Here is a 12229-nt window from a genome sequence, read left to right as displayed (position 1 = left end):
TGTTCGTTGCGGGATTCGTTGCGGGATCTGTTGCGGGATCTGTTGCGGGACCTGTTGCGGGGTTGGTCACCAGGCATAGTCCTCAGGGGCCGGCTTGTGCCCGGGGAAGATCTCATCGAGACGGGCCAGAGCTGCGGCATCGAGGGTGACGTCGAGCGCCCGGAGACCGTCGTCGAGCTGGGCCTGGGTGCGCGGCCCGATGATCGGCGCCGTCACTCCCGGCTGGTGCAGGAGCCAGGCCAGGGCCACGTCTCCCGGCTCGTGCCCCAGGTCTGCGGCGAAGTCCTCGAAGGCCTGGATGGCCGGTCGGTGCGCGGCAAGCGTCTCGGCAGAGCGCCCTTCGAGGCGCCGTCTGCCGTCGCGCTCCTTGCCGAGCACTCCCCCGAGGAGGCCGCCCTGCAGCGGGGACCAGGCGATCACACCGAGCCCGTTCGCTCGCGCCGCCGGGAGCACTTCGAGCTCGAGGTCCCGGGTGAGGAGGTTGTAGATCGACTGCTCACTCACCAGGCCGGTGAAGTTGCGACGTCGCGCTTCCGCCTGGGCCGTGGCGATGTGCCAGCCGGCGAAGTTGCTGCTGCCCGCGTAGAGGATCTTTCCCTGGGCGACGGCCGTCTCCATGGCCTGCCAGATCTCGTCCCAGGGCGTCTCCCTGTCGATGTGGTGGAACTGGTAGATGTCGATGTAATCCGTCTGCAGTCGCCGGAGGCTCGCGTCGAGGGCCCGGCGGATGTTGAGGGCCGAGAGCCTGCCGTTGTTCGGCCAGTCCGAGGTCGTCCCGTAGAGCTTGGTGGCGAGCACGGTCCGCTCCCGGCGATCGCCGCCGCGCGCGAACCACCGGCCGACGAGGGACTCGGTGGCCCCGGGCCCGAGGTCGCCGCCATAGACGTTCGCCGTGTCGAAGTAGTTGATTCCCGAGGCGAGCGCCGAGTCCATGATGGAGTGCGCCTCCGGTTCCGGCGTGAGCGGCCCGAAGTTCATGGTGCCGAGGCACAGTCGGGAGACGGAAAGACCAGAGCGACCGAGGTGTGTGTATTCCATGACTTCAGCCTCCTCCAGGACCACTGATCTGTCCAACAGCCGTCATCGCTGTGATTGACCAGTTGGGGTTCTCAATCGCTTACCCGGAAAGCTGGGTACAGTTTCGAGCATGAAACTCACCGATATCGACCCGCCCGGTCGCAGTTTTTCGCGCTGGCTCACCGAGGAGGAGATCGGACGCGTGCTCGCGAGCGATCGCGGCTGGCGACTCGCCGAGGACGGCAGTGTCGTGGCCGGAAAACTCCGGAAGGCCCGGATCGCCGACTCCCTCGGGGACCTCGGTCGCGCCGCCATCGCCAACCGGTGGACCGCGCGGGCCGCGGCCCCCGGAAGCGACGGCAGCGGCCCGACGCACATCATGTGGGGTGTGTTCAATGCCCGCTCCGACACGGAGATCGCCGCGGAGATCGCCGCCGGGATCGCCGCCAGGGGCTGAACCAGCCTGGCGGCGACTCCGCAGCGACTCCTTACGCGGCCAGGGGCAGCGGCTGCGCCGGCGCGGATGCCGCGGCCGCGACGACGAGTGCGCCGTCAGCAACCGAGACGTCGACTCCGGTACTCGCCAGCAGGTCAGAGCCGACGAGGAGGTCGGCGATCTTGTCGTCGAGTTCCCGCTGGATCACGCGGCGGAGCGGCCGGGCACCGTACTCGGGTTCGTAGCCCCGCGTGGCGATCCAGTCGATCGCGTCCTCGCTCACGGTCAGGGCGAAGCCCTGGGCGGCGAGCCGGGTGCGCGTCCCGGCGAGCAGCATCCGCACGATGTCGTGCAGTTGCGGCGCGTCGAGCTTGCGGAACAGCACGATCTCGTCGAGCCGGTTCAGGAACTCCGGACGCATCGCCTCGCGGAGCTTGCCCATCACCCGGTCGCGGAGCGCTTTCTCCGAGCCGAAGCCGTTGTCGGCCCCGCCATCGATCTGGGCGGTGAAGCCGAGGGCGCCGCTCCGGCTGGCGAGGAATTCGGAGCCGAGGTTGGAGGTCATGATGATGACCGTGTTCCGGAAGTCGACGGTGCGACCCTGGCCGTCGGTCAGGCGGCCGTCGTCGAGCACCTGCAACAGCAGGTTGAACACGTCGGGGTGGGCCTTCTCGATCTCGTCGAGCAGGATCACCGAGTACGGGTTCCTGCGCACGCGCTCGGTCAACTGCCCGGCCTCGTCGTAGCCGACGTAGCCGGGAGGGGACCCGACGAGCCGGCTCACGGTGTGCCGTTCGCCGAACTCGCTCATGTCGAAGCGCACCATCGCGTGCTCGTCGCCGAACAACGATTCAGCGAGGGCCTTGGCGAGCTCTGTCTTACCGACGCCCGTCGGCCCGAGGAACAGGAAGCTGCCGACGGGTCGGCCGGCATCGTTCATGCCCGTGCGATTGCGGCGCACCGCCTTGGCGATGAGCGTGACGGCGTCGTCCTGTCCGACGACGCGTTCGTGCAGCTCGGCCTCGAGCAGGCCGAGGCGGGAACGGTCGTCCGCGGTGAGCCGGGCGACGGGTATGCCCGTCGCGCGGGCAATGACGCCGGCGATCTCGGCCTCGCCGACGACGGCCTCTGCTGCAACGGCCTGGGCGGGGTCTTCCTGGAGCTGCAGCTGTGCCTGGACCGTCTCGATCTCGTCCCGGAGCCGGGAGGCCTCCTCGTATTGTTCGGTGAGGACGGCGGCGCTCTTCGCCTCCTCGAGTGTCACCACGCGCGCACGCAGGGCCTCGAGGGCCTCACGGTCGGGCAGGGAGCCGAGGGTCAGGCGCAGCCGGGCACCGGCCTGGTCGATCAGGTCGATGGCCTTGTCGGGCAGGAACCGGTCGGACACGTAGCGTGCGGAAAGCTCGACGGCGGCACGCAGCGCCTCGTCGGTGTAGCGCACGCCGTGGTGCTCTTCGTAGCGGCCGCGCAGCCCCGCAAGGATGCTCACCGCGTCGTCGATGCTCGGCTCGCCGACCCGCACGGTCTGGAAACGGCGTTCGAGGGCCGGGTCCTTCTCGACCTTCCGGTACTCCTTGAGCGTCGTCGCGCCGATCACGTGCAACTCACCGCGCGCCAGCCGCGGCTTGAGGATGTTTCCGGCGTCCATGCCGCCGTCGCCGGATCCGCCGGCGCCGACGACCGTGTGCAGCTCGTCGATGAAGATCACGAGCTCGCCGCTGTGCGCGGTGATCTCGTCCATGGTCTTACCGAGGCGTTCCTCGAAGTCGCCGCGGTACCGGGTCCCGGCGACCATCGCCGCGAGGTCGAGTGCCACGACGCGCTTGCCGCGCAGTTGCTCCGGCACGGTTCCCGCCACGATGGCCTGCGCGAGCCCTTCGACGACGGCGGTCTTGCCGACGCCGGCCTCGCCGATCAGAACCGGGTTGTTCTTGGTGCGCCGGGAGAGGATCTCGATCGTCTGTTCGATCTCGTCGGCACGGCCGATCACCGGGTCGAGTTTCCCGTCGCGGGCCCGGGCCGTGAGGTCGGTGCCGTAGGTGTCGAGCATCGGCGTTTCCGAAGCGGATGCCGGGGCAGGGTCCTGGCCCGTCGCATCCGCCTGCGGCTCGCGTGCACCGGCCTGCAGGGATTCCTGGGTGACGCCGGCCGCAGCGAGGACCTGGCCGGCCGGGGAGTCCTCGTTCACCACGAAGGCGAAGAAGAGATGTTCGGGGTCGATGTAGGTCGACCCGAAGGCGCGCGCGATCTGGTGCGCGTCGAGGAGGGCGCGCTGGGCGGAGGGGGTGAGTCCCGGCGTCGCGTCTCCGGTCGGGGCAGAGCGCTCCGGCAGGCGCTGCTCGGCGGCCAGGGCGAGGGCCGCGGGGTCTGCGCCGGCATTCCGGATCGCCTGGGCGGCCGGTTCGCGCAGGACGAGGACCCGGAGAATGTGCAGGACGTCGACGTGGGAGTGCCCGTGCTCGACCGCGTACTGGGCGGCCTCGGCGAGCACCTCGTGGGTGCGGCGGCTGAGCAGCCGGGTGATGTCGATCGGGCGCCCTGTTGGTGCAGCACCCTGCTGGCCCTGCAGGTAGCGGGCGATGAACTCGTCGAACGAACCGTTACCGGAATCCGCGGGACCGAAGAATGTAGGCACGAGACCTCCTGATCTTGAAACTTGAGTGCTATTGACTCAACTCAACGTCAGGCCGTGGGTTTCATTCCCGCCTCATGCTGGGAAACCCCCGGTTACGCGGTCGGCGAACGGAGTGCGAACAGGCCCAGAGGTTCAGGCCCCGAGGATGCCGCGCGCCACGACGACGACGGTCACGGCCGCGACGCCCAGCGCGATCAGGACCAGGCCCCGGCCGTGCACGCCAGCGGGCATGACCCGGAGCGCGCGCATCGAGTATGCGAGCCCGACGAGGACAGCGATGACTCCCCAGAACGGGAGCACGAGAGCGAGGACGAATCCGGCGAGGGTGATCCAGAATCCGAGCGAGCGCCCGGGTGTCTTCGTCCAGTCGGCACGCGGCGCGCCGAGGGCGATCAGTCGGTTGTCCTGCATGTTCGCGCGCGGATCGTCCACTGTCAGCCCCCGTTGTTTCGAGTACCAGTCTGCCACGCGGCGGGATCGTTCAGCGCGATCGTTCAGCGGGATCGTTCAGCTGGGCTCAGAGCCACCGAGGCGGGTCGGCCGGAGTCCCGGCGCTCGAACCCACGCCGGAACCGCCACGCCCGGTCGCCCACTGGACGAGGCCAGCGAGGCTGCCGGACACGACGATGGGATGCGCGGAATGGAGGTCGCCGAACCTGCGCTCGTCGTGGGAATCAGTGACGGAGAGCACGAGGTCTCCCCCGTCACCCCGGGTCGCCCAGGCCGAGGTGATCTCGGTGAGCAGGCGATCGAGCACCTCGACCGGCACGTCGGCGAAGGATGCGCCGGTCGCGAGGTCGATCGTGTGCACCCAGAGTTCCTGGTTGCGCATCCACACGGTCTCGGACACGGCGATCTCCCGGCCGCTCGGGGTCCGGACCGGGTGGCTCCACGCCTCGGGGGTGAGCCGGCGCCACGCGGCGTCGAGCTGGATGGTCGCGACGTCGAAGAGGGTCCGCAGGGCGTCGCGGTCGAGCTCGGCCCCGGCGGCGATGTCGCTGTCGCGAGCCGCGTTCGAGACGTACATCGGCGTTTCGACGTCGGTGCGCGCCCAGGTCACGAGTCGTACGATGCCCCTCGCGTTATATGCGACATGGGCGATCACGTGACGGCGGCTCCAGCCGGGCAACAGCGAGTCGCCGTCGAGGTCGACGTTCGACAACCCGTTGAGCTCGTGCGCGAAGAACGCGGTCGCGCGACGAGCGAGCAGGAGTTGCGCGAGCAGCTCGGGATCAGCGGAGAGAGCGGTAGGTGCGGGCATTCCCCCATTCTCGCAGGGAACCGGTCAGATCGAGGGCTGGAATCCGCCCGTCGGACTGAAGGACGCGTCGATCGTGAACGGGTCGCGCACGGAATTCGAGCGATCGGATGCCGCGATGAGAGCCGCGAGTTCCCCGGCCGCCCTGTCGATGCGGTCGGGCAGCGTCTTGACCGTGTCCGCGCCGCTTCCCCAGTCCTCCGATGCGGCGAACACCGCGGTGGTGGCGACGACCGCGTGCAGGTAGGTGAACATCGGGCGGATGGCGTAGTCAAGGGCCAGGGAATGGCGTGCGGTGCCCGCCGTCGCCGCGATGACCGTCGGCATGTCGGTCAGCGACCGGTTGTCGATGACGTCGAAGAACGACTTGAAGAGGCCGCTCGCGCTGGTCGTGAAGATCGGGGTGACGGCGATGAGCCCGTCCGCGCCGGTCACGGCTTCGATCACCGCATCGAGCTTCGGGCTCGGGAACCCGGTGAGCATGTTGTTCATCACGTCGAGGGCGACGTCGCGCAGTTCGAAGATCCTGACCTCGGCGGGGATGCCTTTCTCGGCCAGGCGGGAGGAGGTCGCCTCCGCAAGACGGTCGGCGAGCATCCTCGTCGAGGACGGCTGGCTGAGTCCTGCGGTGACGACGGCGATGGTACGGGTGCGTTCCGTCATGGCTAGGCCACCTCGACCGGAGCGCCGACGGATGCGCCGACGGGAGCCGCGGCCGCCGCAGCGACGAGCGACGCGTGGGTGGGGGCATCCGGAACCGTTGCCGGACGGTTCTTCGCGAACTCGCGGCGCAGCACGGGCACAACCTCTTCACCGAGCAGATCGAGCTGTTCGAGAACGGTCTTGAGCGGCAGTCCGGCGTGGTCCATCAGGAACAGCTGGCGCTGGTAGTCGCCCACGTAGTCCCGGAAGCCGAGAGTGCGGTCGATGACTTCCTGCGGGCTGCCGACGGTGAGCGGCGTCTGCGAGGTGAATTCCTCGAGGCTCGGGCCGTGGCCGTAGACGGGCGCGTTGTCGAAGTACGGGCGGAACTCCTTCACGGCGTCCTGCGAGTTCTTGCGCATGAAGACCTGGCCGCCGAGTCCGACGATCGCCTGCTCGGCGGTGCCGTGGCCGTAGTGCTCGAAGCGCTGGCGATAGAACCCGACCATTTTCGCGGTGTGCGAGGCCGGCCAGAAGATGTGGTTGGCGAAGAAGCCGTCGCCGTAGAATGCGGCCTGCTCGGCGATCTCCGGGGTGCGGATGCTGCCGTGCCAGACGAACGGCGCGACGCCGTCCAGGGGGCGGGGCGTCGACTGGAAGCCCTGCAGCGGGGTGCGGAACTGGCCCTCCCAGTCCACGAATTCCTCGGTCCAGAGCCGGCGCAGGAGCGCGTAGTTCTCGAGCGCGAGGGGAATGCCCTGGCGGATGTCCTGGCCGAACCACGGGTAGACCGGGCCGGTGTTGCCGCGGCCGAGGGTCAGGTCCACCCGGCCGTCGGCGACGTGCTGGAGCATCGCGAAGTCTTCGGCGATCTTGACCGGGTCACTCGTCGTGATCAGGGTCGTCGCCGTGGAGAGGATGATGCGCTCGGTCTTGGCCGCGATGTAGCCGAGCATCGTGGTCGGGCTCGAGGGCACGAAGGGCGGATTGTGGTGCTCACCGGTTGCAAACACGTCGAGTCCGACTTCTTCGACCTTCTGGGCGATCGTCAGGATCGCCTTGATGCGCTCCTGCTCGGTCGGGGTACGGCCGGTGGTCGGGTCGGTTGTCAGGTCCCCGACCGAAAAGATTCCGAACTGCATGGTCAGCCTCTCTGAGTGTTCACTGCATTTTCTCGGGCAGTATTTTCAATGCATTTGCATGGATATCGTACCCAACCTCGATCGGGGGTTTCCTATTCCCGCACGACAGAGACCTCGCCTGAGACACGGTGATACTCAGAAATATCTCATGGATCGCCGATATCCGGCCGTTGACATCTCGGAGTGAATCACATAATGTTTCTCCAAAGTTCCTCCGCCCGATGAAGTGCTTCAGGATCCCCGTCGGCCGTTCGGTAACCCGCCGTACTGCCGCACCCGAGAAACCGCTTCATCACGGAAGGACCACTGATGCGGGAACGACTCCAGGCTTCGCCTCACGTCGGTTCGCGACATCATCCGCTGCGCCGCCCATCGGCCCACACCACGCGCTGAGAGCGCTCACCAGGAACGCCCGGCACCACTGCCGGTTGTCCCCGGTTCGCTCGCCGCCGCAGCAGCTCCCCCACACTCACCCCAGAGAAAGAATTGGGTATCCCCATGAACCACGAATCCTCCGACCTGCCGCAGAAGTCCGAACACGCGGAGAACTACGAGCACACCGAGCACACCGAGCGCACCGAGCGCACCGAGAACGTCGCGTACACCGAGAGCCTGAAGCACGCCGACGAACCCGAGCACGGCCAGACCCTGGCACCGTCGGAGGTGGGCAGCATGTTCTCCGAGTACCGGCGTCGCCAGCTGAACATCTTCCGCGAACGCGAATCGACCCTCGAGCTCGACGACACCGCGATCTAGCACACAGCGATCTGGCGGGGCTCAGCAGGCCCGGTCACCGGGCTCCGTGCACCAGGTCCAGGACGGCACGCAACTCGCTGGCCTCGATCTGGCCCGGGGCGCTCGAGGCTCCGACGGAACCGAAGGTGACACAGGAACCGAAGGTCTCCCCGGCCAGCCTCGACACCACGCCGAGTCCCCCCATGGACATCGCGATCACCGGGCGCCGGGCCTGCTCGGCGACGAACTCGGCGGTCGCGTCCATCAGGGTGAGGACATCGCGCGGGCTCGACGGCATCACCGCGAGCTTGAGCACATCCGCCCCGAGTGCCTGCTGCTCCGCGAAGCGTGCGAGAATCTCGGCCCGCGGCGGCGTGGACTCGAAGTCGTGCGAGGACATCACGACGAGGACGCCCGTCTCGTGGGCCGCGCTCACGATGCGGAGCAGGCACGACCGCTCGGTGAAGAGTTCGACGTCGACCGCATCGACCCCGGCGGCGATCGCCAGCCCGAGCAGGTCGGCGTAGGCCTCCGGGAGGATGTCCCGCTGCCCGCCTTCCCGTTTCGTGCGGAAGGTGAAGATCACCGGGACGCCCTCCGGAAGGGCAGCACGCACGACGGCGATCGCTTCCCGGACGGCCGCTGGGATATCCGATTCGGAGAAGAAGTCGATCCGGAGTTCGACGAGGTCATAGTCCCCGGCGATGAGTCCGGAGGCGGCCGCCGCGAGTTCGGCGATCGTCGCCCCGACCAACGGAACGCAGATCTGCGGCCTGCCCTCGCCGAGCACGATCGAGCGCATCCGCACAGAGGACCGTGCCGTCGCGCCGGTCATGAGGCCTCTCCCCCTGCCGGGGAGTGCGCGGGCGCAAGGCCGACGGCCGACCGCATGGCAGCGCGGATGCCCGCCTCACCGTGCAGGGGTTCGTCCTGTTTCCCGCCGGTGAAGATGCGCACCTGGCTGATCGCCTGCTCGACGAGCATGTCGAGCCCGCTGAAGACGACGCCGCCTGCGGAACCCCAACCCTCGGCGATCGGGCTCGGCCACGGGTCGTACGCCACGTCGAAGAGGATGGAACCGGCGTCAAGGGGCCGGAGGTCGAGGCCGTCCGCAACCCCGCCCGGCAGCGTGCTGATGACGAAGGAGAGCGGACCGGCCGCGTCCAGCTCGTCGAGCCGCCGAACCCGCACGGGGACCCCGAGCCGGTCGCCGAGGGCCGACAGGCCGGTGGCCCTGGCGGGATCCCGCAGGTAGACCGTGATCTCCCCCGCGCCGAGCGCGTGAGCCGCGTAAAGTGCCGAGGCTGCCGTCGCACCACCGCCGAGGATCGCGGCAGAGGAGGGTCGAGCAGAGTCCAGCGTCGAAACCGTACGGACGATGCCGTCGACGTCGGTGTTGAAGCCGTGCAACCGGCGCGTGCCATTGTCGGCCGTGAACAGCACGGTGTTCGCGACGCCGAGGTCGTCGACGAGCGACGAGGTCGTGTCGAGCAGCGGGACGACCTCGCGTTTGAGCGGCATGGTGAGGCTGAGCCCGAGCCAGCTGTCGTCGAGGGAGACGAGCCACGAGGCCAGCTCGCCCGAGCGGACCTCGGCCCGGGAATAGTCGAACGGGAGACCGAGCAGGGTGTACGCCGTCGTGTGCAGCAGGGGCGAGCGCGAATGACCGATGGGAGACCCCAGTACCGCGAGGCGGCGGCGGCCGGCCGGGGAAACGGGTTCAGACACGAGCCCCTCCGATTCGATTCTTCGACAGATCCAGCGATAGCGGCACGTGAGATGCGGCAGGCCGCTGCTCAATGGTAGTGTCCCGAATATGTCACTACACGCAACAAATAGTCGCCGCAATGTCGCGGCCCGTGGGTCGGTGCGCTGATGCTCAGGATCGGAATCCTCGGTGCCGCCGGCATCGCGCCGTCCGCGATCATCCGCCCCGCCCGGCGACGAACCGATGTCGTGATCGCCGCGGTCGCCTCGCGCCGGGCATCCGCTGCCGCCGCCTATGCGCAGGAACACGGCATCGACCGCTCATACGGCGACTACCGCGCACTCCTTGCGGACCCGGAGATCGACCTCGTCTATGTCGCGCTGCCGCCCTCGGAGCACGCCGAGTGGTCGATTGCAGCGCTCGAGGCCGGCAAGGACGTGCTCTGCGAAAAGCCCTTCGCGATGAACGCCGCCCAGGCCGGGCTGATGCGCCAGGCGGCCGCCGAGACGGGGCAGCGTCTCATCGAGGCGTTCCACGACCGCTACCACCCGCTCAGCCTCGAGCTCGACGCCATTGTCGCGTCCGGCCGGCTCGGCGACGTCGTGTCCCTGCGCGGCGAATTCTCCGGCAGCAACCCCTTCGACCCGACGTCGATCCGGCACATCCCGGCCCTCGGCGGTGGTTCGTTGATGGACCTCGGGTGTTACCCGCTGCACTGGGTGCGGGCCCTCACCGGCGAGGAACCCCTCGTCACGAGCGCCGTAGCCACCCTGAACCCGCTGGGGGCCGACATGAGCATGGATGCCGCACTGGTGTTCCCCTCCGGCGTCACCGCCCGGGTCTCCTCGAGCATGATCGCGGGCACTCCCCTCGACACCTCGTTCGACATCGTCGGGACAGAGGGCACCGTGCACGTGGACAACATGGTTTTCCCGTCCCGCGGCCACAGCATCCGCGAAGTCAGCCGGGGAATCGAACGCTGGCTCACCGTTCGCGGCAACGAGACCTACGATCACCAGCTCGATGCGGTCGTGCGCGGCCTTGCGAGCGGCGAGCCGCTCCTCACCGAGGGGGACGATTCCGTCGGCAACATGGCGGCCATCGATGCCATCTACGCCGCGGCGGGGATCGAACGCGCCGTCGGGTAGCGGTGCGGCGGGCTCTCGCGGACACAGGACGCGGGGGAAGCGGGTTACCGGAACGCCGCTGCGAGCGCGTGCAGGTCGACCTTCGGGTCCAGTAACCCGTGATAGATCGGCGGGATGGGCTTCTCGACGTCGAAGAGCGTATAGACCGCCTGCATGGCGCCGTGCACGGAGTACTCGACCGTGAAGACGACGTCCTCGGGTAGTGGGGTGAACTGGCCGAGGAAGGCGAAGTTCTCCGCGCCGTCCGGGAGCACCTTCGGCCGGTCCTCCGGCACGCGCCGGCTAAAGAGGGCTGACGCATACGGCATCATGACCGTTGTCACGTCGGTCGACGCGAGCACCTCGTCGAGGATGTCCTCGAAGCCGAGCTGGTGCACGAGCTCCGTCAGGATCTCTTCGCCCGTCGCCTCGGACATCTTCTTGTCAGTGATCGAACCGATTGTGATGAAGGTGTTGTCGTCGAGGTCGAGAGCGGATGTCCCCTCGGCGTTCTCGAGGTGAAGCCGGGTCGCCCGGCGTGGTTCCAGAGCCGCGGCGAAGTCGACGTCGGCACGACCATCGAATCGTATTGGTTGTACGTGGTCCGGCTGACGCCGGACAGGAGGTGGATCCGGTCGAATTCCTGGATGAAGCGCTTGAAGTACCGACGCAGTTCGGCGGCGGAGTGCCAGTTCTGGAAGGCGAATGTCGTGCGCCACATCTGCCAGAAGTTGGTCGCGAAGAAGTGCCCGCCGAAAAGCTCATCGATTCTCGGTGGCGTGCGCCATGGTGCACTCCTCACGGTCGGGGCGACACCCCCGTAGTGGGGAGTATGCCCTAAAACTGAGCGTACTCCGTTATTCGGCGATCACGGCGTTGCGAACGGAGTGCGGATCGCGTCGAGGGTTGTCCCGAGTCCGCGCGCGGCGGCAGCACCCGCGATTTCCCGGCGTCGACGGGTAAACGGGTCAAGTCGGGCGAGCCGCCCCGGATCGGTGAGGTCTCCGACGCAGGCGAGCTTCACGGCGAGGGCGATCGGGTCGGCGAGCAGGAACCGGAACGAGATCTCGTCCGTTTCCTCGAAGCCGTGCCCAAGCGCAGTGACGGCCATCAGCAGCCGGTTGGGTACGAAGCCGCGCAGTCCGGCCAGGCCGGGGCCGGACGACGCGCAGGTGTCGTGCAGCAGGGCGACGACTTTCTCGTCCTCGCGGGCCAGTGCGGCCATCACACGAAGCGGATGCTCGATGGCCGCCTCCCCTGCCTCGTCACGTTTCCCCGCGCAGGCCGTCCTGGCGAAGCGGAGAGCATCAGCAAGGAGCAGCGACGAATGACTGTCGTCTCCCTGCCGCTGCCCGCGCTGTGAAAAGTGGGTGAGGCTGAGTGTGTTCATGGCGCTGTCCTTGCTGAGCTCGCGAACCGAGGGATTCGCGCGCACGTCGCTGTGCGTCCTTTCACGCTACGGGCCGTCAGTTCCGGCAAAAGGGGGTTGACAGTGCCACCCGGATCTGTATGGGCGGCCGGGTATTCGC

General features: G+C 68.1%; 15 protein-coding genes. 4 read left to right on the top strand and 11 right to left on the bottom strand.

Annotated elements, in window-relative coordinates:
- Positions 1 to 66 precede the first annotated feature (66 nt).
- The gene (locus tag E3O39_RS13395; protein WP_134448851.1) at positions 67 to 1038 is read right to left on the bottom strand and encodes an aldo/keto reductase; all 972 of its coding nucleotides are present in this window, start codon (positions 1036 to 1038) and stop codon (positions 67 to 69) included.
- A gap of 109 nt (positions 1039 to 1147) precedes the next feature.
- On the opposite strand from E3O39_RS13395, the gene E3O39_RS13390 reads away from it, so the two are divergent.
- Positions 1148 to 1474 carry a hypothetical protein gene (locus E3O39_RS13390; RefSeq protein ID WP_134448850.1) on the top strand — a complete coding sequence of 109 codons (327 nt, stop codon included), beginning with the start codon at positions 1148 to 1150 and terminating at the stop codon, positions 1472 to 1474.
- Positions 1475 to 1505: 31 nt separating this feature from the next.
- Here the strand turns inward: E3O39_RS13390 and E3O39_RS13385 are convergent, their stop codons facing one another.
- From E3O39_RS13385 to E3O39_RS13365, 5 genes are all read right to left on the bottom strand, one after another.
- On the bottom strand, positions 1506 to 4088 hold the full coding sequence (locus tag E3O39_RS13385) for an ATP-dependent Clp protease ATP-binding subunit (protein WP_134448849.1): 2583 nt from the start codon (positions 4086 to 4088) through the stop codon (positions 1506 to 1508).
- A 132-nt stretch (positions 4089 to 4220) separates the two neighbouring features.
- Positions 4221 to 4520: a hypothetical protein gene (locus tag E3O39_RS13380; protein ID WP_134448848.1), complete on the bottom strand. Its 300-nt coding sequence runs from the start codon at positions 4518 to 4520 to the stop codon at positions 4221 to 4223.
- Between the two features lie 85 nt (positions 4521 to 4605).
- Positions 4606 to 5349, bottom strand: a complete 744-nt coding sequence (locus E3O39_RS13375; RefSeq protein WP_134448847.1) for a maleylpyruvate isomerase family mycothiol-dependent enzyme — start codon at positions 5347 to 5349, stop codon at positions 4606 to 4608.
- 24 nt (positions 5350 to 5373) lie between these two features.
- Positions 5374 to 6009, bottom strand: a complete 636-nt coding sequence (locus tag E3O39_RS13370; RefSeq protein WP_134448846.1) for an FMN reductase — start codon at positions 6007 to 6009, stop codon at positions 5374 to 5376.
- Positions 6010 to 6011: 2 nt separating this feature from the next.
- The gene (locus tag E3O39_RS13365) at positions 6012 to 7130 is read right to left on the bottom strand and encodes an LLM class flavin-dependent oxidoreductase (RefSeq protein WP_134448845.1); all 1119 of its coding nucleotides are present in this window, start codon (positions 7128 to 7130) and stop codon (positions 6012 to 6014) included.
- Between the two features lie 498 nt (positions 7131 to 7628).
- Between E3O39_RS13365 and E3O39_RS13360 the strand changes: the two genes are divergently transcribed.
- Entirely contained in the window at positions 7629 to 7886 is a 258-nt protein-coding gene (locus E3O39_RS13360) for a hypothetical protein (protein WP_134448844.1), read from the top strand.
- 34 nt (positions 7887 to 7920) lie between these two features.
- Here the strand turns inward: E3O39_RS13360 and aroD are convergent, their stop codons facing one another.
- Together aroD and E3O39_RS13350 are read right to left on the bottom strand one after the other, a co-directional pair.
- Entirely contained in the window at positions 7921 to 8700 is a 780-nt protein-coding gene (aroD, locus tag E3O39_RS13355) for a type I 3-dehydroquinate dehydratase (RefSeq protein ID WP_134448843.1), read from the bottom strand.
- Complete coding sequence (locus E3O39_RS13350) at positions 8697 to 9593, bottom strand: shikimate dehydrogenase (protein WP_134448842.1); 897 nt, start codon at positions 9591 to 9593, stop codon at positions 8697 to 8699. The genes aroD and E3O39_RS13350 overlap by 4 nt, the downstream gene beginning before the upstream one ends.
- A gap of 147 nt (positions 9594 to 9740) precedes the next feature.
- On the opposite strand from E3O39_RS13350, the gene E3O39_RS13345 reads away from it, so the two are divergent.
- Positions 9741 to 10721 carry a Gfo/Idh/MocA family protein gene (locus tag E3O39_RS13345; RefSeq protein ID WP_134448841.1) on the top strand — a complete coding sequence of 327 codons (981 nt, stop codon included), beginning with the start codon at positions 9741 to 9743 and terminating at the stop codon, positions 10719 to 10721.
- Positions 10722 to 10765: 44 nt separating this feature from the next.
- On the opposite strand, the gene E3O39_RS19890 is transcribed toward E3O39_RS13345, so the two are convergent.
- Together E3O39_RS19890 and E3O39_RS19885 are read right to left on the bottom strand one after the other, a co-directional pair.
- Positions 10766 to 11152, bottom strand: a complete 387-nt coding sequence (locus tag E3O39_RS19890) for an oleate hydratase (RefSeq protein WP_347233219.1) — start codon at positions 11150 to 11152, stop codon at positions 10766 to 10768.
- A complete protein-coding gene (locus E3O39_RS19885; protein ID WP_347233218.1) occupies positions 11107 to 11421 on the bottom strand; it encodes an oleate hydratase in 315 nt (104 codons plus the stop codon). Before E3O39_RS19885 ends, E3O39_RS19890 begins: the two co-directional genes overlap by 46 nt.
- Here E3O39_RS19885 and E3O39_RS19535 point away from each other — a divergent pair.
- A complete protein-coding gene (locus E3O39_RS19535; RefSeq protein WP_241985079.1) occupies positions 11348 to 11524 on the top strand; it encodes a hypothetical protein in 177 nt (58 codons plus the stop codon). The two genes, E3O39_RS19885 and E3O39_RS19535, sit on opposite strands and share 74 nt — an antisense overlap.
- Positions 11525 to 11568: 44 nt before the next feature.
- Here E3O39_RS19535 and E3O39_RS13330 read toward each other — a convergent pair whose 3' ends face one another.
- Positions 11569 to 12090, bottom strand: coding sequence for a phosphohydrolase (locus E3O39_RS13330; RefSeq protein ID WP_134448838.1), 522 nt, complete (start codon positions 12088 to 12090; stop codon positions 11569 to 11571).
- Positions 12091 to 12229 lie beyond the last annotated feature (139 nt).

It is taken from the genome of Cryobacterium sp. MDB2-A-1 (genome assembly GCF_004402675.1).
GTDB classification, from domain to species: Bacteria; Actinomycetota; Actinomycetes; order Actinomycetales; family Microbacteriaceae; genus Cryobacterium; species Cryobacterium glucosi.
Note: the sequence above shows the minus strand (reverse complement) of the source record. Positions and strands in the feature narration are given on the sequence as shown.